18 protein-coding genes and 3 pseudogenes are annotated in these 22,142 nt (G+C 68.3%); 12 read left to right on the top strand and 9 right to left on the bottom strand.

The window, feature by feature from the left end:
- The first annotated feature begins 5 nt into the window (after positions 1-5).
- The 3 genes from ACFQE0_RS17450 (at position 6) to ACFQE0_RS17440 (ending at position 2,189) form a co-directional block, all read left to right on the top strand.
- The gene (locus ACFQE0_RS17450) at positions 6-551 is read left to right on the top strand and encodes a cytochrome b (protein WP_059408756.1); all 546 of its coding nucleotides are present in this window, start codon (positions 6-8) and stop codon (positions 549-551) included.
- A gap of 5 nt (positions 552-556) precedes the next feature.
- Positions 557-1,252 carry a VIT1/CCC1 transporter family protein gene (locus ACFQE0_RS17445; protein WP_059408757.1) on the top strand — a complete coding sequence of 232 codons (696 nt, stop codon included), beginning with the start codon at positions 557-559 and terminating at the stop codon, positions 1,250-1,252.
- A 544-nt stretch (positions 1,253-1,796) separates the two neighbouring features.
- Positions 1,797-2,189, top strand: a complete 393-nt coding sequence (locus ACFQE0_RS17440) for a hypothetical protein (protein WP_378971890.1) — start codon at positions 1,797-1,799, stop codon at positions 2,187-2,189.
- 40 nt (positions 2,190-2,229) lie between these two features.
- Here the strand turns inward: ACFQE0_RS17440 and ACFQE0_RS17435 are convergent, their stop codons facing one another.
- Positions 2,230-2,943 (bottom strand): DUF6065 family protein, encoded by a 714-nt coding sequence (locus ACFQE0_RS17435; protein WP_059408759.1) that lies wholly within the window; start codon positions 2,941-2,943, stop codon positions 2,230-2,232.
- A 340-nt stretch (positions 2,944-3,283) separates the two neighbouring features.
- On the opposite strand from ACFQE0_RS17435, the gene ACFQE0_RS17430 reads away from it, so the two are divergent.
- Positions 3,284-3,460, top strand: coding sequence for a hypothetical protein (locus ACFQE0_RS17430; protein WP_179239986.1), 177 nt, complete (start codon positions 3,284-3,286; stop codon positions 3,458-3,460).
- A gap of 325 nt (positions 3,461-3,785) precedes the next feature.
- Here ACFQE0_RS17430 and ACFQE0_RS17425 read toward each other — a convergent pair whose 3' ends face one another.
- The 4 genes and pseudogenes from ACFQE0_RS17425 to ACFQE0_RS17410 form a co-directional block, all read right to left on the bottom strand.
- On the bottom strand, positions 3,786-4,034 hold the full coding sequence (locus ACFQE0_RS17425; protein WP_378971887.1) for a hypothetical protein: 249 nt from the start codon (positions 4,032-4,034) through the stop codon (positions 3,786-3,788).
- A 137-nt stretch (positions 4,035-4,171) separates the two neighbouring features.
- Positions 4,172-4,474 (bottom strand): hypothetical protein, encoded by a 303-nt coding sequence (locus tag ACFQE0_RS17420; RefSeq protein WP_378971885.1) that lies wholly within the window; start codon positions 4,472-4,474, stop codon positions 4,172-4,174.
- 16 nt (positions 4,475-4,490) lie between these two features.
- A pseudogene (locus ACFQE0_RS17415) lies at positions 4,491-7,624 on the bottom strand (efflux RND transporter permease subunit).
- A 4-nt stretch (positions 7,625-7,628) separates the two neighbouring features.
- Entirely contained in the window at positions 7,629-8,873 is a 1,245-nt protein-coding gene (locus tag ACFQE0_RS17410; RefSeq protein ID WP_378971883.1) for an efflux RND transporter periplasmic adaptor subunit, read from the bottom strand.
- A gap of 650 nt (positions 8,874-9,523) precedes the next feature.
- On the opposite strand from ACFQE0_RS17410, the gene ACFQE0_RS17405 reads away from it, so the two are divergent.
- The gene (locus ACFQE0_RS17405; RefSeq protein WP_378971881.1) at positions 9,524-9,799 is read left to right on the top strand and encodes a hypothetical protein; all 276 of its coding nucleotides are present in this window, start codon (positions 9,524-9,526) and stop codon (positions 9,797-9,799) included.
- A gap of 154 nt (positions 9,800-9,953) precedes the next feature.
- On the opposite strand, the gene ACFQE0_RS17400 is transcribed toward ACFQE0_RS17405, so the two are convergent.
- Positions 9,954-10,622 carry a sigma-70 family RNA polymerase sigma factor gene (locus tag ACFQE0_RS17400; RefSeq protein ID WP_378975544.1) on the bottom strand — a complete coding sequence of 223 codons (669 nt, stop codon included), beginning with the start codon at positions 10,620-10,622 and terminating at the stop codon, positions 9,954-9,956.
- Positions 10,623-10,729: 107 nt separating this feature from the next.
- Between ACFQE0_RS17400 and ACFQE0_RS17395 the strand changes: the two genes are divergently transcribed.
- On the top strand, positions 10,730-11,107 hold the full coding sequence (locus ACFQE0_RS17395) for an ArsR/SmtB family transcription factor (protein ID WP_059408766.1): 378 nt from the start codon (positions 10,730-10,732) through the stop codon (positions 11,105-11,107).
- A gap of 203 nt (positions 11,108-11,310) precedes the next feature.
- Here the strand turns inward: ACFQE0_RS17395 and ACFQE0_RS17390 are convergent.
- Positions 11,311-12,177, bottom strand: a pseudogene (locus ACFQE0_RS17390) (ComEC/Rec2 family competence protein); the annotation flags it as partial.
- Between the two features lie 267 nt (positions 12,178-12,444).
- On the opposite strand from ACFQE0_RS17390, the gene gltX reads away from it, so the two are divergent.
- From gltX to ACFQE0_RS17370, 4 genes are all read left to right on the top strand, one after another.
- The gene (gene gltX, locus ACFQE0_RS17385; protein ID WP_378971878.1) at positions 12,445-13,866 is read left to right on the top strand and encodes a glutamate--tRNA ligase; all 1,422 of its coding nucleotides are present in this window, start codon (positions 12,445-12,447) and stop codon (positions 13,864-13,866) included.
- A gap of 257 nt (positions 13,867-14,123) precedes the next feature.
- Positions 14,124-15,413, top strand: coding sequence for a citrate synthase (gene gltA, locus ACFQE0_RS17380; RefSeq protein ID WP_378971876.1), 1,290 nt, complete (start codon positions 14,124-14,126; stop codon positions 15,411-15,413).
- A gap of 268 nt (positions 15,414-15,681) precedes the next feature.
- Positions 15,682-16,971, top strand: a complete 1,290-nt coding sequence (ccrA, locus tag ACFQE0_RS17375; RefSeq protein ID WP_378971874.1) for a crotonyl-CoA carboxylase/reductase — start codon at positions 15,682-15,684, stop codon at positions 16,969-16,971.
- 140 nt (positions 16,972-17,111) lie between these two features.
- Entirely contained in the window at positions 17,112-17,411 is a 300-nt protein-coding gene (locus ACFQE0_RS17370; protein ID WP_378971872.1) for an alkylphosphonate utilization protein, read from the top strand.
- Between the two features lie 112 nt (positions 17,412-17,523).
- Here ACFQE0_RS17370 and ACFQE0_RS17365 read toward each other — a convergent pair whose 3' ends face one another.
- Positions 17,524-18,084 (bottom strand): cupin domain-containing protein, encoded by a 561-nt coding sequence (locus tag ACFQE0_RS17365; RefSeq protein WP_378971870.1) that lies wholly within the window; start codon positions 18,082-18,084, stop codon positions 17,524-17,526.
- A 146-nt stretch (positions 18,085-18,230) separates the two neighbouring features.
- On the opposite strand from ACFQE0_RS17365, the gene aptA reads away from it, so the two are divergent.
- Both aptA and ACFQE0_RS17355 read left to right on the top strand, forming a co-directional pair.
- Complete coding sequence (gene aptA / locus ACFQE0_RS17360) at positions 18,231-19,553, top strand: omega-aminotransferase AptA (protein ID WP_378971868.1); 1,323 nt, start codon at positions 18,231-18,233, stop codon at positions 19,551-19,553.
- Between the two features lie 94 nt (positions 19,554-19,647).
- Positions 19,648-20,709: an SDR family oxidoreductase gene (locus ACFQE0_RS17355; protein WP_378971866.1), complete on the top strand. Its 1,062-nt coding sequence runs from the start codon at positions 19,648-19,650 to the stop codon at positions 20,707-20,709.
- Here the strand turns inward: ACFQE0_RS17355 and ACFQE0_RS17350 are convergent.
- Positions 20,699-21,996 (bottom strand): annotated as a pseudogene (locus tag ACFQE0_RS17350) (ArgE/DapE family deacylase). The gene ACFQE0_RS17355 and the pseudogene ACFQE0_RS17350 overlap by 11 nt on opposite strands.
- Positions 21,997-22,142: the final 146 nt, after the last annotated feature.

Below are 22,142 nucleotides of genomic sequence, written 5' to 3'. Positions count from 1 at the left end.
CGACCATGACGGCACGTGGGGACATGACGCGCCAGGCGGCGCGATACGACGGCGGCACCATCGCGCTGCATTGGCTGACCGCCGTGCTCGTGCTCGGCTTGTGGCTGGTCGGGACTTTCCTCGAAGATCTTGTCCCCAAGGGCGCCCTGCGCTCCGGCATCTGGTCTGCCCATTTCGACCTGGGCTTCCTTCTCACCGGCCTCGTCGTCGCCTTCCTCGTCTGGCGTCGGACGAGGGGTCGCGACCTGCCGGTCGAGGATCCCGGCCCCCTCCATCGCTTGGCCAAGGCGACCCACGCCGCGCTGTACGTCCTGCTGATCGTCATCGTCGGCCTGGGCATCGCCAACGCCTTCGTGCGCGGCGTCTCCCTCGGTCCGGTGAGCTTGCCGCAACTCGGCGACCCGGAATGGCGGCGGTCCCTGACGCACTGGCACGGGCTCGCCGCCAACATCCTGATGGCCCTGGCCCTGTTCCACGCGGTCGCCGCCCTCGTGCACCACTACCTCTGGCATGACGCCGTCCTGCGTCGCATGCTGCCCCGGAGATCCTGACGACCATGCGACCCGTCCACCGTGAGCGTCACCTCATCGACCGCATCGGCTGGCTGCGCGCCGCCGTCCTCGGCGCGAACGACGGCCTCGTCTCCACCGCCAGCCTGATCGTCGGCGTGGCGGCCTCCGCCGCCAATACCGGCGAGATCCTCGTCGCCGGGAGCGCCGGCCTCGTGGCGGGCGCGATGTCGATGGCGGCGGGCGAGTACGTCTCGGTCAGTTCCCAGGCCGACACCGAACAGGCCGACCTCGCCCGCGAACGCCAGGAACTTGCCGACGACCCGGGCGCCGAGCGGGAGGAACTGGCGCGGATCTACGTCGACCGCGGCCTCGACCATTCCCTCGCCCTTCAGGTCGCCGAGCAACTGATGGCCAAGGACGCGCTCGGCGCCCACGCCCGTGACGAACTCGGCATCTCCGAGGTGACGGCGGCCCGGCCGGTCCAGGCGGCGCTGACCTCGGCGGCGACCTTCTCGGCCGGCGCGGCGTTGCCCCTGGCGACGGCGGCGCTCTCGCCCGGCAACCTCGCGGTCTACACCGTGTCCGGGGCCTCGCTGGTGTTCCTGGCCGTGTTGGGCGCGCTCGGCGCGAAGGCGGGCGGCGCACCCATCGCCCGGGCCACGGCGCGGGTGACGTTCTGGGGCGTGCTGGCCATGGCCGTCACGGCGGGCATCGGCAGTCTGGTCGGCAAGGCCGTCTGACTACCGCTTCGGAACGTGGCAGTACATCTTCGGCGGTGCGGTCGCGCAATCGAGCGAGCAGTCTGGTCGGGCCGGAGAACCACCGCAGGGCGCCGGTTCTCCGGCAGGAGCCCGAGCAATGCCGGTGGGCCGCGTCGGTCAGCTCGACGAAGGATGCCTGCGCGTCCGGTGACACCACGAATCGCTGGGCCCAGCCTGCGCGGATGTCCGCAAGTTGGATCAGCAAGGCCCCCGCCACCGTCCCGCCATCGCCGTCTCGTCGAAGAACGGCAGGCCCAGGCCGTATGGCTTTGGGAACGATGCAATGTCGTAATTGCGCCGGACGCGGCAACTGAGGCTGCGAAGGAAACCGACTGAACTTCGTCTCACGACGTATCGGCGCCGGTCAAACGAACGGAAGCGAGGACTTCGGCGCTCATCCCGGAGAAGTGATGGCCTGGCCCTGGCTTAACCGGAACGGCTTTCCGGCGGGTGGTGTTTTTGGCGGCGCTTCGGTCCGCGCTTCTCCGAGGACGGAAGCGGCGTACAAGGAAGGATCCCGTCGATGGACAAGACAGTCGCTGGCCTGATCGGGGCCGTCACCCTGCTCTCCGCCGCCGACCCGGCGCAGGCCGCCATGCCCGCTCCGACAGGGCTGACCGCCGCCATGCAGGCCGAGAGCTACGCCGACCTGCTCAAGCCAATCCCCGATGCGGTGGCGCTCCTCAGGGAGGCCGACGAGGCCGAAGCGAAGGCCGAACCGCTACCGGCCGCCTCCGAGGGCGAGGCGACGGTCCAGCAGGCGCAGTATTACTACTACCATCACCACCACCACCATCATCACGGTTTCTACGAGCCGTACTATCATCATCACCATCATCACCACCGGTACTACCGGCGGTACCATCATCATCACCACCATCACCATCACGGCTACTTCGTGCCCTACGGGTATTGAGCCCGACGCGGCGGGGCGAACGTCCCCGCCCCGTCCGACCTCACCGTTGGCTCTTGGCGGCGCCCAGTATGCGCCGATAGGTGCCGTCGAAGACGGTGTTTGTTGCCGACGTCCATTGGGAATCGGCCGCCAACGTCTCGCGGCTGGCGTAGATGCGGCGCGATTGGAGTTCGCGCTCGGCGGCCTCCTCCTCGGACATGGCCACCAGTTCGAAGTCGTCGTCGGCCGGGACGACGGTGACCTGCATGAAGGGCTCGTCCTTCCGGAACACGTGGGTGCGGCCCTCGTCCGGGGACTTGAAGACCATGAAGTACATCATCGGCCACCAGTGCCGGATGAGGGCCGGCACGGCGACCGGTACGGTCCCGGTCCGGTCGGTGTAGAAGCGCGGGTGGGTCTCGGTCTTGATCGCCCAGCCTTCCTCCACCTTCAGGTCGATGAGGATCTGATAGGTGTAGTAGGCGTCGCCGAAGCTCCGGAACGGCGGCCGTTGCGGCCCCGGGCCGCCGGGCTCGGCGAAATCGCCTTCGAAGACCAGCTTTCCGTCCCGGGTACTCACGCGCAACTCGGCGTCGTAGGGGTAGAACAGCTCGATCCCGCCTTTGGCCGCCTCCGAGAAGGGGATGCAATGCCAAGCATATTCCTGCGAGCCGTCCGTGCGGGGCTCGGGATCGCCCGCCCAACCGGGGATTTCCAAACGCGTCCGCCGGGGGCGCAGACCCGGCTCCATCAGCCTGACCTTCACCTGTCGCATTCTCGACCGTCCCTTCGATGTCGCGATGAAGATAGGGGAGCGGAAGGACGGTTCGGAGCGAAGCACCACCATGTGATCGCTCGATGGCGTCCCGCGAGGCAGTTGTCCGGTGAAGCCCCGGGTGCGACCGATTTGTGGAAACGGTGCATTCAGCCGCGTCGGCAAAACCCGTCTTGCGTCGCCGGTCTGCTCTTGAAGTCGAAGCGATTATTGTCGTTCACCGCAGCCATTCCGCTCATGAACGGGCACTGGTGGACGGCCGGGACTGCGGCGCGCCGGATCGAACCGCGCCCGGTTGACGTTCCTGGCCGCCTACAATGGCCAAACCGGAGGAACGCCCATGCGTATTCGCTACCTGCTGCCGCTCGTCGGCATGCTCGCGCTCGCGGCCTGCAAGGACGAGAAGAAGGCCGAGAACACCGTGCCTCCGCCTCCCCCGCCCCCTGCCGCCACGGCGCCGGCGAACCCCGCGCCTCCTCCGGCGACGACCAACCCCGCGCCGGCCACCAAGCCGTAGTGATCACGCACTGAAGTCGGCGGGTCGTGTTCGTATCCCGAGCTACCAGGACCCGCCGGCCTCCACCGATGCCGATGCCGTCGCCACGGTCAGGGATCTTATTCCCGGACGGAGCAACGGCGACCGCAGTCATAGGCAGCCAGCGGTTCGTCGCACGGTCAAACCGTCTTGCCATCATCTACGACCCCGCGAAGCCGAGCGAAGCAGCATCGCGCGTGAGGGGCTCATCGAGGAAGTTCCGGGCCCGCCTCAGCCGGCTTTTGCGGACGTCCTTGCGATGGCCGTCACTGCCGGCATCGGGAGGCTGGTCGGCAGTGCCGTCCGATCACCGCTTCGGGTCGTGGCAGTGCATCTTCGGGGGCGCGCTGCCGCAATCGAGCGAGCAGGATTGGTCGGGGCGGCAGAACCATTGCAGGGCGCCGGTCTTCAAGCACGAGCCGGAGCAGTGCCGATGCGCCGCGTCCGTCGGTTCGACGAAGGATGCGGGCGCGTCGGGCGACGTGGCGGGTTGCTGGCCCAGGGCGGCGGAAAGCCCGGCCACGGTGGCGAGCATCGCGAACATGGTACGGATCATGTGCAACCCATCTCCGGGGTTTTCGTCGGTTTGAAGATTAGTCGGCCGGCCGGCCGAACGAGGTTCGGGGATCGGGCGGCAGGCGTCGACCCGTTGCGGCAGGCTGGTCGGACGTTGAGAGACGCGGCGTCCGGCGGTCACGGACGTACGACCGTCGGAAACTTGGTTGAGAGCCCCGCGCATACGGCATCCAGGTTCCGATAGGCGGCCAGCCGGTCGAACTTCGCCGCGCCGGAGTAGATTTCCGTCGCGCCGATGCTGGATCCGACCTCCTCGAAACATTCGCGCGCCTGCTCGACGATGGCGGGATTGAACGCCGAGAACCGGCAGGCCGCCGTCGCTTGCCTGAGGAAGCCGTGCATGCGCAGGAAGTCCGGGCAGGCGAATGTTCGCGACGCCGCGGGCGCGACCATGCCGCAGACCAGGATCAGCCCCGCCACGAATGGAAGTCTTCGGTCACGCATCGACGCTGACCCGACCTGCGGGAAGCGGTGACCGTTCTTCCTTCGCGACCGCCTTGGCGCCCGGCCAACGCAGTTTGGAAACGAAGGGGTAGACCGCAGGCAGCACCACGAGCGTCAGCAGCGTCGCGGTGAGCAGGCCGCCGATCACGACCGTCGCCAGGGGACGTTGCACCTCGGCGCCCGCGCTGGTCGACAGCGCCATCGGCAGGAACCCGAGCGTCGCGACCAGGGCGGTGGTCATGACCGGGCGGAGCCGCATCCTCGCGGCTTGCATCGCAGCCGCCTCCGGCGAGAGGCCCGAGCGTTCCAGGTCGCGGATGTAGCTCGCCAGGACCACGCCGTTCAGCACCGCGATGCCGAAGGTGGCGATGAACCCGACGGCGGCCGAGACCGAGAAGGGCAGTCCGCGGAGGTAGAGCGCGACGATGCCCCCGTCGCCGCCACCGGCACGTTGAGGAAGATCAAGCCCGCGATCCGCAGGTCGCCGAACATGACGACCAGCAGCAGCAGGATCGCCGCCATCGCGGCGGGAACCACCACCGAGAGACGTGAGGTGGCCTCCTGCAGGTTCTGGAATTGCCCGCTCCATCGGAGGGCGTAGCGCGGCGGCAGGGACACCTGGCTCCTGACGGCTTCCCGCGCCTCCGCGACGAAGCCCTGGACGTCGCGGCCCCGGACGTTGGCCTGGACGGAGATGCGGCGCTGGAGGCGCTCGCGGCTGATCTGCGCCGGCCCGGTCCCGGCCTCGACGGTCGCGACCTCGGACAGCGGAACGAGCGGCCGGCCCGCGCGACCGACGGGCAGGGAGCGTATCCGCCCGACGTCGCCGCGGTCGCCGGCGTCGAGCCTCACCACGATGTCGGTGATGGCGTTGTCCTCGCGGTAGACCATCCCGGACGAGCGTCCTCCGACCGCTTCGACCACGTCGAGGATGTCGCTCGCGCTGACGCCGTAGCGAGCCGCCGCGGCGCGGTCGACCTGGATGGTCACGGCCGGCATCCCGGCCTGCGCCTCGGCCTTCACGTCGGCGGCCCCGCGGACGCCGGAGACGGCGCGCACGATGGCGTCGGCCCTGTCCTTGAGGACTTCGAGATCGTCGCCGTAGAGGCTGATGGCCACGTCGCCGCGCACGCCCTCCAACAGGTCGTCCATCCGCATCTGGATCGGCTGCGAGAACGAATACGCCACCCCCGGCACCTTCGCCCGCAGGCGCGCTTCGAAGGCCGCCACGAGCCCCTCCTGCGTCTCCGCCGTGGTCCACGTCGAGGGGTCGGTCAACGCGATGAAGCTATCCGTCGATTCCACGCCCATCGGGTCGGTGGGGATCTCGGCGCTGCCGGTGAGCGACACGACGCGCTTCACTTCCGGAAAGGACTTCAGCACCGACTCGATCCGGTTGACCGCCATGAGGGACGCGTCGAGGTTGATGCCCGGCAGCTTCTCCGAGGTGACGACGATGGAGCCCTCGGAGAGCTTAGGCAGGAACTCCCCGCCTAGCCGGGTCGCCAGCAGGCAGCTTCCTGCGAAGAGGAAAAGGGTTACGAGCACCGTGACGCCCGACCGCCGCTCGGCGACCCGGAGTACCGGCTCGTAGGTCGCGCGCATCGCTCGGACCAACCGGGTCTCCCGCTCGCCGACGCCGCTGCCCGAGAGCATGATCGCCGCAAGCGCGGGCATCAGCGTCATGGTGAGGACGAGCGAGCCGGCGAGCGCCAGGATCACGGTCACCGCCATCGGGCGGAACATCTTCCCGGCCACACCTTCGAGGACGAGCACCGGCACGTACACGAGCATGATGATGGCCACAGCGAAGAGGATGGGCTTCGCCACCTCGGCGGCGGCGTCGCGGATCACCTCGAAGGGCGGCCGGTCCGGATGCTCGCCGCGGGCGCGCAACACGTTCTCGACCATCACCACGGCGCCGTCGACGATCAGGCCGAAGTCGATGGCGCCGAGGCTCATCAGGTTACCCGACAGTCCGAGGAAACGCATGCCCGCGAACGCCATCAGCATGGAGAGCGGTATGGCGGCCGCGACGACCAGCCCTGCTCGCAGGTTGCCGAGCAGGAGGAGCAGGACCGCAACGACGAGCGCGGCGCCCTCGACGAGGTTGTGCTCGACCGTGCGGATCGTCCGCTCCACGAGGGTCGACCGGTCGTAATAGGGCTTGATCTCGACGCCCGGCGGAAGTTGGGGCCGCAGTTCCTCAACGGTGGCCTTCACCCTCTCCACCACGGCGCTGGCGTTCTCTCCCTGCTGCATCATGGCGATGCCGACCACCGTCTCGCCGCCGGCGTCGTGGCTGACCGCCCCCAGGCGGACCTTGGGCGCCTCGACGACCTCGCCCAGATCCGCGACGGTGACCGGCAGGCCGCCCGCGTTGGTGGCCACCACGATGCCGGCGATGTCCGAGGGGCCCTTGGCGAGGCCGAGGCCGCGGATCGTCTGCTGCTGGTCGTTGTGCTCGATGTAGGCACCGCCGCGCGCCAGGTTGTTCTCGGACAACGCGGCGTAGACCTGCCCCAGCGTGATGCCGTAGCGGCGGAGCGCGTCGGAGGAGACGCGCGCCTCGTAGGTCGGCAACTGTCCGCCGTAGATGTTCACGTCGGCGATGCCGGGCGTCAGCTTCAACCGGGGCGCGACGGTCCATTGCAGGATGCGCTTAAGCTCCATCGGCGAGTATGCGGGACCGCGCAGCTCGAACTGGTAGATCTCCCCAAGCCCCGTCGCCATCGGACCCATCTGCGGGTCGCCGACGCCTGCCGGCATCATGGCCTTGGCCGCGGGCAGCCGCTGGAACACCTGCGCGCGAGCTTCCGTGACGGGAACGCCGTCGTCGAAGGTGACGTAGACGGCGGAGACGCCGGCCCTCGACGTCGAGCGGATGCCGGTGAGCCCCGGCGCGCCCGCCATCGCGTTTTCCACGGGGAAGCTGACCAGGCGCTCGACCTCAAGCGGCCCGAGGCCCGGCGACAGCGTGAGGATCATCACCTGCTTGGGCGAGATGTCGGGCACCGCGTCGACGGACAGGCCCCGCAGGTTGGCGAGGCCGCCGGCCGCGCCGGCCAACGCGACCGCGAGGACGAGCCAGCGGCGGCGGATCAGGAGGGAAAACCAAGCCGACATTGGATCAATCCGTCGAGCCCAGGAGGCTGCGCATGAGGATGGCCTTGAGGCCGAAGCTGCCGTCGGTCACCACGGTCTCGCCCTCGGTGACGCCATCGACCACCTCGACCCAGTCGGGCCTCTGCAGGCCGAGGGTCAGCGTCCGCCTCTCGAAACGCTCCTCCCTCGTGCGCACGAAGGCGATGGGACCGTCCTGCGTCTGCTGGACGGCGGAGGCCGGTATGGTTACCCCCTCCCGATTGAGGTCGGCGGCGATCTCGACCGAGACGAACATGTTGGCGCGCAGCAGGCCCGCCGAGTTGTCGATCTCGATCCGCGCGGGTGCCGTGTTGCTGGCGGGGTCGACCGCGGCGTTCACGGATCGGACCCGGCCGTCGAGGCGGGGACGGCCGGGAGCCGCCCTCACGGACGCGGCGTCGCCGGCTTTCACCGCGGTCATGTCGCTGCCGTAGAGGCTCGCCAGCACCTGCACCCGTGACGGATCCGCCACCGTGAAGGCATCCCGGCCGGTATCGACCACCTCGCCCAGGGTGATGCCCGCGGTCGTCACGACGCCGTCGAGGGGCGCGACGATGGCGCTGGTGCCCGGGGCGGCCCCGGCTTCCGGGGCGAGGCGCTCGTACTGGGCGGTGAACAACTCGACCTTCGACTGGGCCGAAAGCGTCGCCGCATGGGCCTTGGCGAGATCGACCCTGCGGCGGTCCGCCTCCGACTGCGCGACGCCGCCGACCTTCAGGAGATCGAGCCCGCGCTTCAGGTTCGTCTCGGCGACCGCCTCGGTCGCCTGCGCCTCGGCGAGGCTCGCCTTCGCCTCGGAAAGGCCGTTGCGCGCGTCGAGGACGCCCGCCGCGTCGAGGGTCGCAAGCGTCTGTCCGGCCCGGACGGCGTCGCCGGGTTGAACCGCGAGGCTCGTCACCCGGCCCGGCGTGCGCGGCTTCACGTGCGCGACGCGACGCTCGTCGAAGGCGACCGTCCCCGGCGCCCGCACCGGCTGAAGGAGCCGGCGGGTCGTCGCCTGCCCCGAAGCGAGCCGGAGACTTGCCTGGCCGGCGGCATCGAGGATCACCACGTTCGGATCGACCTGGGTCGCGCCTTCGGCCTGGTCGCTCGACCGCGTCGACGCCTCAGGGGCGGCCTCCGCCGCGAACCCCATCCGAACGAGGTAGTGGCGAATGACCACTTCCGTCGAGGGGAGCAGCGTGTCGCGCATCGACCAGACGCCCCCGCCCATCAAGCAGACGACGCCCAAGACAACCGCCGGCAGTCGTATTGCGCGCGATATGGATGTCCGGTAGCGGACGTCGGCCGTCGCGCTTTTGGGAGCGACACCACCGTGATCGCGGGAGCCCCGGTCGCCGTCTGCGGCCGCGGACCGCGGTTCCATCGTTAAAAGCAAGGCCGCCCCCGGCAACTCAGTCTAGAATTATTCTAGAGTAGGGTGTCGCGGGCATCGACGTCCACTAAATTTGCGTTCACTGCCCCGACCGCCCGGACTGGCGGCCATGCCGGACCCTCGTGGGTAATAATTCGACGTTGAGCCTCGATGGCGGTTCGTACCCGGGAGACGAGGGGTCCTGCCGGTCGGCCGATGCGCAAGTGGTTGCTGCGGCGTCACGGTCTGGGGCTTCAGCCGAGATGTCCGCACACTCGCGTGAACGCACCGCGGCGAGGCATGTCGGTGCTTGACTGCGCGAGGGTCCGGTGCCAACGCGTCAGGGCCCGGCAAAGCCCTGATCGGCTCCGCGCATCTCACATTCAGGAATCCTGAACCCCCATGCCAAGCGACAGTCACAGTCGATTGTCCGCGCCGTTCGCGCCGACCGTTTCCCGCTTGGACGCCTGACCCGGCGCACCTCCGGGAACCGGCCGCTCGGACGGCCGGACTACAAGAGGTGCACCATGAACATGATCGTTTCGATCCGCGCTCTCGCCCGTGCGCGCGCCGTCGCCGCGGACCTGCGGAACGGCTTCGTCGCCCCGCGATCCATCACCCCGTCCACGCTGGCTCCGGCCCGGCGCGGCACCCTGGGCGCCCGGTGGTCCATCGACCCGGTGAGCGGCCGCCTGGAATGCCGGTGGACGTCCGACGATGACGTGCCGGACAGTTGCCGCACCGCCCACGGTGAGACGGCCGGCAAGCTTCGCGGCACCTTCGTCGAGCGCTTGGCAGCCTGAGGCCATAGCCTGGACACGGCCCGACGCTGCTGCCGCCCGGCCTTGCCGCACAGGCGACGACGCACGCACCGACCCGGTGACGCGCGTCGTCGCCTGCGTTACCGGGATCAAACCCTTCGAGCCGCCGGCGACGTCGACCCTTCGCGGTCGCCGTTCAGGCCTGTTGTCCCTGTTCCCCCATGCCGAGCTGCTCGACGAGCAGTGCCCGGGCACGGCTCACGCGGCTTTTGACGGTGCCGACCTGGCAGCCCAGCAGGGTCGCGGCCTCCTCGTAGGTTCGGCCCTCCGCCCCGACGAGCAGCAGGGCTTGCCGCTGCCCCTCCGGCAGTCTGCCGATCTTCTCCCAGACGACCTTGAGGGTGCTGGCGTCCTCCTGGTCGGCCCTGGTTTCCAGCTTGCCGGCCAGCGTGCCCTCGGCATCCTCGACCTCGCGCTTCCTCTTCCTCGTCTCCGAGTAGAATTGGTTGCGCAGGATCGTGAAAAGCCAGGCGGTGAAGTTCGTGCCGGGCGTGAAGTAGTGCCACTTCGCCCAGGCGCGGGCGAAGGTCTCCTGCACGAGGTCGTCGGCCCGGGTCACGTCTCCGGCCAGCGACAATGCGAAGGTGCGCAGCGCCGGCAAGGCCCTGATCAGGTCGTCGCGGAACTCGTTGGCGACGGTCCGCCCCTGTCGCGCGAATGATGCCTCGAACCGCGCGACGAGTTCGGCCAGCGCGAAGGGCAATGGTTCGCGCTCGATATGACCGAAATAGTCGCGCAGCGGAGCAGCGAGGTGACCTGCCAGGTCACTCCTAAGTAATTCTCCCCCTGGCGCACTGCCATCCATGTCGACGGCCCCTTGCAATTGGTCGCTCATGCTGAAACGTACCGAAACCGATCAAGCTGCGCCGTTTGTAACTCTTCCAATTTCGATAGCAATCGAAACACGAACCCATGCTAAACGACAAGGCGGCCTTAACCGTACTGCTCGCCCTCGCTCAGGACACCCGGCTGCGTGCCATGCGCGCGTTGCTCCGTAGCCATCCCGAGGGACTCGCCGCGGGGCTCATCGCCAAGGAGGTCGGCGGCACGCCCTCCACGATGTCGTTCCACCTGGCACAGTTGGAGCAGGCGGGTTTGGCCAGGTCGCGGCGGCAGTCGAATTGCGTGATCTATACGGCGGTACCGGAAGCCCTCGGCGGCTTGGTGAGATACCTTCTGGAAGACTGCTGCGGGGGCCGGCCCGATTTGTGCGCGGACGTAGTCGGGGCGGCGGCGCCGGGCGAGCTGGTCGCCGACGCTCGCTGCGTGCCCGCGCGATCCGCCCGGTAGGGCGCCCGCGCCCCCTTTTCGCGACGTCGGCGGACTTCCTCACACGTCTCGCTTTCGCGACACACGTGGTCCTACGCACGACGCTTGAGGCCGAGGACCGGGCGGGCATGCCTTGGGCGTGCTGGGGGACGGCGACGGCAGCTACCTTAGAGGTTGAAGTCGCGAAGCGGACATTCCACCAAATTCTGCCGGTCAACTCGCATGATTGAGACGACGTGGTAGATGCCGGCCACGCGCAGGGCGTCGTTGGCTGCCGGGCCGATGAGGCCGCGCTTGCCGGTGACGAGGGCTGCGGCGATGGCGCCGGGCTGGCCGCCATAACCGTCTGCGATCCGCCGGGTCAGGACATTGCGGGCATCGTCCAGGGTTGCGGCGAGGCGCAGGGACAGGGAGAGGTCCTGCACCGGCCGCACGGTGATCGTTCCCACCAGGGATCCCACTGCGCCGATCCCCTGGAAGTAGGCATCCCGCGCGAAGTCGTAGCCGCCCGGCCGGGCCGCTTCCGGCGGCGGCATCAGCCGGGCGGTCGCGCTCAAGGCCAGGCCGGGCTTGAGCGGCGGCGCCTTTCGGAACGAGACCCGGACGCGGCGGGGCATCGCCTCGGATGACAGCGCGCCGAAACTCTCGACGCGCAGGATCAGGCGTGCGCCCTCCTCTCGCTCGTCCAGCGCCTCGATGATCCCGGTGAGCGGCGCGACCATAGTGCGCGCGAGGATGGGGGCCGCCACGCTTTGCACCCGCCACGCGGCGGCGAAGAAGCCGAGGCTCGTGAAACCTAGGCCGAGCGCCAGAGCCATCAGAGCCGGTCGGCCGCCGAGGCGGGTGGCCAGCCCGAGACAGAGCGCGGCGCCGATGAGCGGTGCGGGGAGCCAAGGGGCGCCATCCGCTGCCGCGAAGAAGAGGAGGATGCCCGCTCCGAAGGCGACTGCGAGCCAGGGGAAAAGCCGCCTCTGCCCGGCCTCGATCGCCAGGGCCTCGCGGACGTGTCCGCTTAAGGAAGGCAGTGCCCGGCCGGGGACGCGGAGGCGGGCGAGCGCGCCCCCTACCGTCCCCGCGCCGATTCCCCGCATCTCACGCCGTCCACGATCCCGGCCCACGATGCCGCAGGCCCCTCCGATCCTTAGCGCGCGTATGCGGCGGGGCGACAGTCCGGGGCGCGGTATGAGACTTACTCGCCCCCAGGCACTTGACCCGGGGGGCCGAGCAATGCCCTGTCGCCGATAGCGAACCGCGCCGGAGCGACGACGCGCGGGATCGATCTCGTGCCGCCGCGCTTTCCACCGCAATCCGGGTCCCGGCCTCAGTCGGCCCCTCCTCCGCCAGTCCGAAATCAAGAGATGTCGTCAGCCGTCGTCACGCGCTTTGCCCCCTCGCCCACCGGCTTCCTGCATATCGGCGGGGCCCGTACCGCCTTGTTCAATTGGCTGTACGCGCGCCACCATGGCGGGCGGATGCTGCTACGCATCGAGGATACCGACCGTGAGCGGTCGACCAAGGGCGCCATCGACGCGATCCTCGAAGGTCTGACCTGGCTCGGCCTCGATTGGGACGGCGACGTGGTGTTCCAGTTCGCCCGCGCCGAGCGCCACCGCCAGGTGGTGGAGGAGTTGCTGGCCGCGGGCCGCGCCTATCGTTGCTACGCCAGCCAGGATGAGCTGACGCAGATGCGCGAGCTGGCCCGCGCCGAGGGGCGGCCCCTGCGCTACGACGGGCGCTGGCGCGACCGCGATCCGTCCGAGGCTCCGGCGGGCGTGAAGCCGGTGATCCGCCTACGGGCGCCGACCGAGGGCGAGACGGTGGTGGACGACGCGGTGCAGGGCCGCGTTACCTGGGCGAATCGCGATCTGGACGATCTCGTCCTGCTCCGCTCGGACGGTACGCCGACCTACATGCTCGCGGTCGTGGTGGACGACCACGACATGGGCGTCACGCAGATCATCCGCGGCGATGACCACCTCACCAACGCTGCCCGCCAGAGCCAGATCTTCTCGGCCCTGGGCTGGGAGGTGCCGAAGATGGCGCATATTCCGCTCATCCACGGCGCGGACGGAGCCAAGCTGTCGAAGCGCCACGGAGCACTCGGGGTCGAGGCCTATCGCGACCTCGGCTACCTGCCGTCGGCTTTGCGCAACTACCTCGTGCGGCTCGGCTGGAGCCACGGCGATCAGGAGGTGTTCTCGACGCAGGAGATGATCGACGCCTTCGACCTCGGCTCGGTCGGGCGCTCGGCCGCGCGGTTCGACTTCGTGAAGCTCGCCAATCTCAACGGCCTCTACATCCGCAACAGCGGCGATGCCGAACTGGTGGCCGATATCGAGGCGATTCTTCCACAGGTCGGCCCTGAGCGCGGCATCCCCGTGCCGCTCCCCGACGATCTCCGGGACAAGCTGACTCTCGCCATGCCCGGCCTGAAGGAGCGGGCCAAGACGCTGATCGAACTGCTCGACAGCGCCTATTATCTCTACGCCGCCCGGCCGCTCGCCCCCGACGACAAGGCCCGCGCCCTGCTCTCCGACGAGGGCCGCGCGCGAATCGCGGCGGTGCTGCCGGCTCTGGAGGCGCTTCCTGATTGGAGTACGGCGGCGACGGAAGGCGCGGTGCGTCAGTACGCCGAGAGCGCCGGGTGCAAGCTCGGGCAGGTGGCGCAACCGCTGCGCGCGGCACTGACCGGCCGCACCACCTCCCCGCCCCTTTTCGACGTGATGGCGGTGCTGGGCCGGACCGAGTGCCTCGCGCGACTCGCCGATCAGGTGTCGTAGGCGGTTTCACGCGAACCGGCTCCCTTCAGCCGCGTTCCCGATGAAGGGCTCGTGATCGCATTCACCGGTCACCGGCCCGTTTTTCGCATTGCGGCTGACGGGCTTTGTCACCCGCCCCGTTGCCGCTGCACTGCCGTTCGGCTAACCGGAGGTTCTGTGAGCAACCGCAAAAATATTGCGGTGCGCTCGCGAGACCGGGGTTGCCTCCGGGGAGCAGGTCCGGCCTCGTCACGTCCCATCAGAAGGGTCCACGTCCCATGAGCGGCACCAGCACCATCACCGTGGACGGGAAGCAGATCGACTTGCCGGTCAAATCCGGCACGATCGGCCCGGACGTCGTCGATATCGGCAAGCTTTACGCGCAGACCGGCGCGTTCACCTTCGATCCAGGCTTTACCTCGACCGCGTCCTGCGAGTCGAAGATCACCTATATCGACGGTGACGAAGGCGTGCTGCTCTACCGCGGCTACCCGATCGAGCAGCTCGCCGAGCAGGGCGACTTCCTCGAGACCTGCTACCTCATGCTGTTCGGCACTTTGCCGACCGAGGCCCAGAAGGCCGATTTCGATTACCGCGTCACGCGCCACACGATGGTGCATGATCAGATGAACCGGTTCTTCACCGGCTTCCGCCGCGACGCGCACCCGATGGCGGTGATGGTTGCGTCGGTGGGCGCCCTCTCGGCCTTCTACCACGACTCGACCGATATCACCGACGAGAACCAGCGGTTGATCGCGTCGATCCGCATGATCGCGAAGATGCCGACGCTGGCGGCGATGGCCTACAAGTACTCGATCGGTCAGCCCTTCGTCTATCCGAAGAACGATCTCGATTACACTTCGAACTTTCTGCGGATGTGTTACGCGGTTCCGTGCGAGGAGTACGAGGTCAACCCGATCTTCGCCAAGGCGCTGGACAAGATCTTCATCCTCCACGCCGATCACGAGCAGAACGCTTCGACGTCGACGGTGCGTCTGGCCGGCTCCTCGGGCGCTAACCCGTTCGCCTGCATCGCGGCGGGCATCGCCTGCCTGTGGGGACCCGCTCATGGCGGCGCCAACGAGGCCGCGCTGAAGATGCTGATGGAGATCGGCAAGCCCGAGAACGTCGGAAAGTACGTCGCCAAGGCCAAGGATAAGAACGACCCGTTCCGCCTGATGGGCTTCGGCCACCGCGTTTACAAGAACTACGATCCGCGCGCCCGCCTAATGCAGAAGGTGACGCACGAGGTGCTGAAGGAGCTCGGCCACCAGGACGATCCGCTGCTCGAAGTCGCCGTGCAGCTGGAGCAGATCGCCCTCAAGGACGAGTACTTCATCGAGAAGAAGCTCTACCCGAACATCGATTTCTACTCGGGCATCACCCTGAAGGCGATGGGCTTCCCGACCGACATGTTCACGGTGCTCTTCGCCGTGGCCCGCACCGTCGGCTGGATCGCCCAGTGGGCCGAGATGATCGAGGACCCGATGCAGAAGATCGGCCGTCCGCGTCAGCTCTATGTCGGCCCGGCCCAGCGCGACTACGTGCCGATCAACTCCCGCGGCTGAGCGGGACGGAAGGCGAGACAGTCGAGAGGGCGGCCTTCGGGCCGCCCTTTCTCATTCCTGCGCAATAATCCGTCCGAATAATCTTTCCAGTCTTCACAAGCGGATTTTGAAACGGGCCTGCTTCCCTTCGGGGATGCCCAAATTTCGTGTGAAGCGCCTGCTTTCTCAGACTTTCGGCCCACTTGGAGGCTCTTCGCAACGCAGCTATAGCCAGAACCAGAAGAACCGCGGCAGTTCATAAGACCGCGTGTCAGTGAGGAGATGGGACATGGCGGCGAGCGCTGCGCTCCAATCGGCCGGGACCGAGGTCAAGGACCTCTACGAAATGGGGGAAATTCCCCCTCTCGGTCATGTGCCGGCGAAGATGTATGCCTGGGCGATCCGGCGCGAGCGCCATGGTCCGCCGGAGGAGTCTCACCAGCTCGAAGTGCTGCCGGTTTGGGATATCGGCGACGACGAGGTGCTGGTCTACGTCATGGCCGCGGGCGTCAACTACAACGGTGTCTGGGCCGGTCTCGGCGAGCCGATCTCACCCTTCGACGTGCATAAGGGCGAGTACCACATTGCCGGTTCCGACGCGTCCGGCATCGTCTGGAAGGTCGGCCCCAAGGTGAAGCGGTGGAAGGTCGGTGACGAGGTCATCGTCCACTGCAACCGCGACGACGGCGACGACGAGGAGTGCAACGGCGGCGACCCGATGTTCTCGCCCTCCCAGCGGATCTGGGGTTACGAGACCGGTGATGGCTCCTTCGCCCAGTTCTGCCGGGTGCAGTCGCGCCAGCTGATGAAGCGTCCGCAGCACCTCACCTGGGAAGAGGCTGCCTGCTACACGCTGACCCTCGCCACCGCCTACCGGATGCTGTTCGGCCACGCCCCGCATACGGTGAAGCCTGGCCAGAACGTGTTGATCTGGGGTGCCTCCGGCGGCCTCGGCGTGTTCGGCGTGCAGCTCTGCGCGGCTTCCGGTGCCAACGCCATCGCCGTGATCTCGGACGAGTCGAAGCGCGACTACGTGATGAGCCTCGGCGCCAAGGGCGTCATCAACCGCAAGGACTTCGATTGCTGGGGCCAGCTGCCGAAGGTGAACTCGCCTGAGTTCCATGCCTGGACCAAGGAAGCCCGCAAGTTCGGCAAGGCGATCTGGGACATCACCGGCAAGGGCAACGATGTCGACATCGTGTTCGAGCACCCCGGCGAGGCGACCTTCCCGGTCTCGGCCCTGGTGGTGAAGCGCGGCGGCATGGTCGTGTTCTGCGCCGGCACGACCGGCTTCAACATCACCTTCGACGCCCGCTACGTTTGGATGCGCCAGAAGCGCATCCAGGGCTCGCACTTCGCCCACCTCAAGCAGGCCTCGGCCGCGAACCAGTTCGTGCTGGACCGCCGGATCGACCCGTGCATGAGCGAGGTCTTCCCCTGGGACAAGATCCCCCAGGCGCACACCAAGATGTGGAAGAACCAGCACCCGCCGGGCAACATGGCCTGCCTCGTGAACTCCCCCCGCGCCGGTCTGCGGACCGTCGAGGACGTGATCGAGGCGGGTCCGCTCAAGCGGTAAGCCACAGGCAAGGCAGCGCCGCCGGAAGCGGTGCTGCCCTGCACGTCTCACCCTTGCCCACACCCGAGTGGGGCGCGACAACGGCGACGCTTGACAGGCCCTCCTGCTCCTTGGGGTGGCCACGGCGGGAGCCCTGAGACGTGAACGGCGACGACGAATCCTACGTGTACGATGAGGCCACCGGCGAGTGGCTTCCGCCCGGCGCGGCCGCCGCGGCCCCCGCAGCGATCGTGGTCCGCGATGCGGCCGGCAACGCCCTGACGGACGGCGATTCGGTGACGCTGATCAAGGACCTGAAGGTCAAGGGCACGAGCACGACCCTGAAGCAGGGCACCGTGATCCGCTCGATCCGCCTGACCGAGGATCCCGAAGAGATCGATTGCCGCCACGACACGATCAAGGGTCTGGTCCTGCGCACCGAGTTCGTGCGCAAGCGGTAAGGCCGCCTCTCGTCATTGCGAGCGCAGCGAAGCAATCCAGGGAGACGGGCCGCCCTAACACGTGGTGCTACCCTGGGTTGCTTCGCTGCGCTCGCAATGACGGCGGTGACATTCAAAAACTCGGCGGCGTGCAGGCGCTTACCACCTCGCAGGGCTGCGGGCCGACACAGCGGAAGCGGTGCGGGCGGCGGCTGTCGAAGCTGTAGGCGTCACCGGGACCGAGGATGCGGCGCTCTTCGCCGACCGTGACCTCCAATCGCCCGGTGAGCACGATCCCGCCCTCCTCCCCGTCATGGCTGAGGAGCACCCGGCCGGTATCGGCACCGGGCTCGTAGCGCTCCTTCAGCAATTGCAGCTTCCGGCCGAACAGGTTGTCGCCGACTTGGCCGTAGGAGATGCCGCCCTTGGCCGAGCGTCGGCCGATCTCGGTCAATTCCTCTGCGGCGAAGAACGCCTTGCGTTCCGGTTCGGGTTCGAGGGCGAAGAACTCGGCCATGCCGATCGGGATGCCGTCGAGGATGCGCTTCAGCGCGCCGACGGAGGGGTTCACCCGGTTAGCCTCGATCAGCGAAATGGCGGAGTTGGTGACCCCCGCCCGCTTGGCCAGGGTGCGTTGCGACAGGCCGTGACGCACCCGCACGAAGCGTAGGCGCTGTCCGACATCGACGCTCATGGGCGGGCTCCGTTGTGGGTGTTGCGAATCCCGCAACATTGGCGCCTGCGCCTCAGTCTCGGCAAGGGCTTGGCGTCAGACAGAAAAGGACTTGTTGCACCGCGCGATTGGGTATCCCTTGCAGGCGACAGAGCCGGAGCCCGCCCATGACCGATCATCCGTTGCGCAACACGCCCTCGCTCGATGCCTTCTGGATGCCGTTCACCGCGAACCGGCAGTTCAAGGCGGCGCCGCGCCTCCTCGTGTCCGCGCAGGGCATGCACTACACGGCCGATGACGGGCGGACGGTCCTCGACGGAACCGCCGGGCTCTGGTGTGTGAATGCCGGTCACGGACGTCGGCAGATTGCGTCGGCTGTGGAGCGCCAGCTCTCCACCCTCGATTTCGCGCCAACCTTCCAGATGGGCCACCCCATCGCCTTCGAATTCGCCGAGCGCCTCGCCGAGGTCGCGCCCGGTGGGCTCGACCGGGTTTTCTTTACCAATTCCGGGTCGGAATCGGTCGATACCGCCCTCAAGATCGCGCTGGCCTATCAGCGCGCCATCGGCCAGGGCACCCGCACCCGTCTGATCGGGCGCGAACGCGGCTATCATGGCGTCGGCTTCGGCGGCATCTCGGTCGGCGGCATCGTCTCGAACCGCCGGGTTTTCCCGCAGCTGGCGGGCGCCGACCACCTGCGCCACACCCATGATCCGGCGCGCAACGCCTTCGTGAAGGGTCAGCCCGAGCACGGGGCGGACCTTGCCGACGATCTGGAGCGCCTCGTTGCCCTGCACGGGGCCGAGACCATCGCCGCCTGCATCGTGGAGCCGCTCTCGGGCTCGACCGGCGTGCTGGTGCCGCCGAAGGGCTATCTGGAGCGCCTGCGCGAGATCTGCACGAAGCATGGCATCCTGCTGATCTTCGATGAGGTCATCACCGGCTTCGGCCGCCTCGGCGCCCCATTCGCCACCGACTTCTTCGGCGTGACGCCCGACCTCGTGACCGCCGCCAAGGGGTTGACCAACGGCACCGTGCCGATGGGCGTGGTCTTCGCGAGCCGTCAGGTCCACGACGCCCTGATGCAGGGGCCGGACGGGATCGAGCTGTTCCACGGCTACACCTATTCGGGTCACCCCGTGGCCTGCGCCGCCGGCCTCGCGACCCTCGACATCTACCGCGAGGAAGGGCTCCTCACCCGCGCCGCAGACCTGTCGGAAGATTGGGCCTCCGCCATCCACGATCTGCTCGGGCGCCGGAACGTCATCGACATCCGCTCCCTTGGCCTCGTGGCGGGCATCGAACTCGAAGCGCGCCCCGATGCGCCGGGCAAGCGCGCCTACGACGTGTTCGTGGATTGCTTCCAGCGCGGGCTGCTGATCCGCGTCACCGGCGACATCATCGCCCTGTCGCCGCCGCTCATCGTCGAGCGGGAGCAGATCGGCGAGATGGTCGAGGTGCTGGGCGCTGCGATCGATCGGGTCGCATAAGGCCGACGCTCGCAAAGACGAGGGCGGCGAGGACACATCGTTGTTGCAGTGCGTTGAAGGCAGATAGTGTTCTGCGGCAGCACAAGGCACACGAATGACCAACACCGTCCTGATCGTCGGCGCGAGCGGCATCGTCGGCAGCGCGACGGCTGAGCGTTTTGCCGCCGAGGGCTGGCGCGTGGCGGGCCTTGCCCGGCGGCCAGTGGAGCAGCAAGGCGTCATCCCCGTCGCTGCCGACCTGCAGGACCGCGGCTCGCTGGAGGCCGCGCTGAAGGATCTCGCCCCGACCCATCTGGTTCTGGCGACGTGGCAGCGCCGGAACACGGAAGCGGAGATGATCCGCATCAACGGCGGCATGGTCGAGACCCTGCTCGATGTGTTGCGCCCGCAGGCCAGCCTGCGCCATGCCGCCCTCGTCACCGGGCTGAAGCACTATCTCGGGCCGTTCGAGGCCTACGGGAAGGGAACCCTTCCGCAGACCCCGTTCCGCGAGGACCAGGGGCGCCTGCCGGTCGAGAATTTCTACTACGCTCAGGAAGATGCACTGTTCGCCGCCGCTGAGCGGGACGGCTTCTCGTGGAGCGTCCACCGCCCGCACACCATCATCGGCAAGGCGGTGGGCAATGCCATGAACATGGGCACCACGCTCGCCTGCTACGCGACGCTCTGCCGGGAGAAGGGCGAGCCCTTCGTGTTCCCCGGCTCGGCCATGCAGTGGAACGGGCTCACGGACATGACCGATGCCGCCCTTCTCGCACGGCAACTGCTCTGGGCCTGCACCGAACAGAGCGCGCAGAACCTCGCCTTCAACGTCGTGAACGGCGATGTCTTCCGCTGGAGTTGGATGTGGGGCCGAATCGCGGACTGGTTCGGCATCGAGGCCGCGCCCTTCGACGGCACCCATCGCCCCCTCGAACCGCGCATGGCCGGGGATGGCCCTCTCTGGGCCGAGATCGCCGCACGGCATGGCCTTGCGGAGCCGGACCTGACCAAGCTCGCCTCGCCCTGGCACACGGATGCCGATCTGGGTCGGCCCATCGAGGTGGTGACGGATATGAGCCGCAGCCGCCGTCTCGGCTTCACCGCCTACCAGCCCACGGACGACGCCTTCTTCACCCTGTTCGAGCGCCTTCGCGCCGACAGGCTCATCCCTTGAGCGCGCTCTTCCGCTCCACCCCGCACCATTCGGCCACGAACAGGGCCATGGCCGTGGTTGAGCGTTTCACGGAGGCGAGGCTCACCCGCTCATCGAAGCCGTGGATGTTCTCGGCACGGGGGCCGTAGCACAGGGCCGGGATGCCCTCGTAAAGGGCGTGGACGCGGGTATCGAGGTAGCTCGGCGACATGAAGCTGGTGAGCGCGCGCCCGGTCGCCCGCTCGTGGGCGCGGCCGAGCACGGCTTCGGCTTCCGAGCCCTCTTCGAGGACATATCCCTCAGCCATGAAGCCGTTGAAGGTTACGACGGGGGGCTTTGCGCCAGGAACGGATCGCCCGCCGCGAAATCCGCGACCGCGCGCTCGATCTCGGCGGCGGCATCTGCCGCCCGCGTGCCGGGGTAAAGGGCGATGCGGCACTCGACCCGCGCCCAGGCGGGCACGGAGGACGCCCAGTCCCCTCCGCTGATCCGTCCGATATTGAGGTTGATCGGGTGCGCCTCGGTCTCGAAATGGCGGTGGTGGGTGCGCTCGGCGTTCCAGCGCGCCTCGACCTCGCGGAGCGCCCCGACGACCCGCCAGATCGCATCAATGGCGTTTGCCCCCGCCCCCATCTCGCGGACATGGACCGGCTTGCCGCGTACCTCGACGGTGAACCAGACGACGCCGGTATTGGCCCTCACCAGGGCCTCGTCCTCCGGCTCGGGGATCAGCACGGCATCCGCCCGGTAGCCCCGCAGATGCGCCGCCATCGCGCCGTTGCCCGTGGATTCCTCCTCGACCACCGACTGGATCGTGACGCTCGAGGCCGGTTGCAGGCCGAGCCGGGACAAGGCGTCGAGGGCGAAGAGGTTGGCGGCGTGGCCCGCCTTCATGTCGCCCGCGCCCCGTCCGTAGAGCCAGTCCCCCTCGATCACCGGATCGAAGGGCGGGTGACGCCAGAGGTCAAGCGGACCTGTCGGCACCACGTCGACATGGGCCTGGAGGATCAGTGTACGCCCCGTCTGACCCGTAGGACGGTGATGTCCGACGACGATCGGTGCCTCGGAATGGCGCTCGTCGATCCGCCCACTGCCGGGATGGGCGGCGAGCGCCGCCCGGTCCATGGCGAAGCGCTCGGTGGCATAGCCCCGCGCGCGGAACGCCTCGAACACGTAATCCTGGCAGCCATGCTCGGCGCCCCGGAGCGTCGCGAACCGCACGAGGTTCTGCGTGTGCGCGACCTGCTCCGCGAAGCCCTCCGCGACGGCGGATTCGATCTCGGTGGCGAGGGTCGGGTCGAGGGGCATGGCGGCTCCGGCAATCAGGGCGATGGGACGCGCGCCAGACGCGGCTGTCAACGGTGCGGGCCATCATCCCCGATTGTCGCAGTGCCATCCCCTTGCCGAATCACGCCTTTGCTGCGTTGGCTTCGGGCCTCGCAGGCCGGGGGCCG

This window comes from Methylobacterium komagatae, assembly GCF_042661665.1.
GTDB lineage: Bacteria > Pseudomonadota > Alphaproteobacteria > Rhizobiales > Beijerinckiaceae > Methylobacterium > Methylobacterium komagatae.
This window is presented reverse-complemented; position numbering and strand designations above follow the sequence as displayed.

Excerpts from the sequence above, each read along its gene's own strand:
- ACFQE0_RS17450 (WP_059408756.1), top strand. The coding sequence starts at position 6 with ATGACGGCACGTGGGGACATGACGCGCCAGGCGGCGCGATACGACGGC.
- ACFQE0_RS17445 (WP_059408757.1), top strand. The coding sequence starts at position 557 with ATGCGACCCGTCCACCGTGAGCGTCACCTCATCGACCGCATCGGCTGG.
- ACFQE0_RS17395 (WP_059408766.1), top strand. The coding sequence starts at position 10,730 with ATGCTAAACGACAAGGCGGCCTTAACCGTACTGCTCGCCCTCGCTCAG.
- ACFQE0_RS17425 (WP_378971887.1), bottom strand. The coding sequence starts at position 4,034 with ATGATCCGTACCATGTTCGCGATGCTCGCCACCGTGGCCGGGCTTTCC.
- gltX (WP_378971878.1), top strand. The coding sequence starts at position 12,445 with ATGTCGTCAGCCGTCGTCACGCGCTTTGCCCCCTCGCCCACCGGCTTC.
- aptA (WP_378971868.1), top strand. The coding sequence starts at position 18,231 with ATGACCGATCATCCGTTGCGCAACACGCCCTCGCTCGATGCCTTCTGG.
- ACFQE0_RS17440 (WP_378971890.1), top strand. The coding sequence starts at position 1,797 with ATGGACAAGACAGTCGCTGGCCTGATCGGGGCCGTCACCCTGCTCTCC.
- ACFQE0_RS17435 (WP_059408759.1), bottom strand. The coding sequence starts at position 2,943 with ATGCGACAGGTGAAGGTCAGGCTGATGGAGCCGGGTCTGCGCCCCCGG.
- ACFQE0_RS17355 (WP_378971866.1), top strand. The coding sequence starts at position 19,648 with ATGACCAACACCGTCCTGATCGTCGGCGCGAGCGGCATCGTCGGCAGC.
- ACFQE0_RS17365 (WP_378971870.1), bottom strand. The coding sequence starts at position 18,084 with ATGAGCGTCGATGTCGGACAGCGCCTACGCTTCGTGCGGGTGCGTCAC.
- ACFQE0_RS17400 (WP_378975544.1), bottom strand. The coding sequence starts at position 10,622 with ATGGATGGCAGTGCGCCAGGGGGAGAATTACTTAGGAGTGACCTGGCA.
- ACFQE0_RS17430 (WP_179239986.1), top strand. The coding sequence starts at position 3,284 with ATGCGTATTCGCTACCTGCTGCCGCTCGTCGGCATGCTCGCGCTCGCG.
- gltA (WP_378971876.1), top strand. The coding sequence starts at position 14,124 with ATGAGCGGCACCAGCACCATCACCGTGGACGGGAAGCAGATCGACTTG.
- ccrA (WP_378971874.1), top strand. The coding sequence starts at position 15,682 with ATGGCGGCGAGCGCTGCGCTCCAATCGGCCGGGACCGAGGTCAAGGAC.
- ACFQE0_RS17405 (WP_378971881.1), top strand. The coding sequence starts at position 9,524 with ATGAACATGATCGTTTCGATCCGCGCTCTCGCCCGTGCGCGCGCCGTC.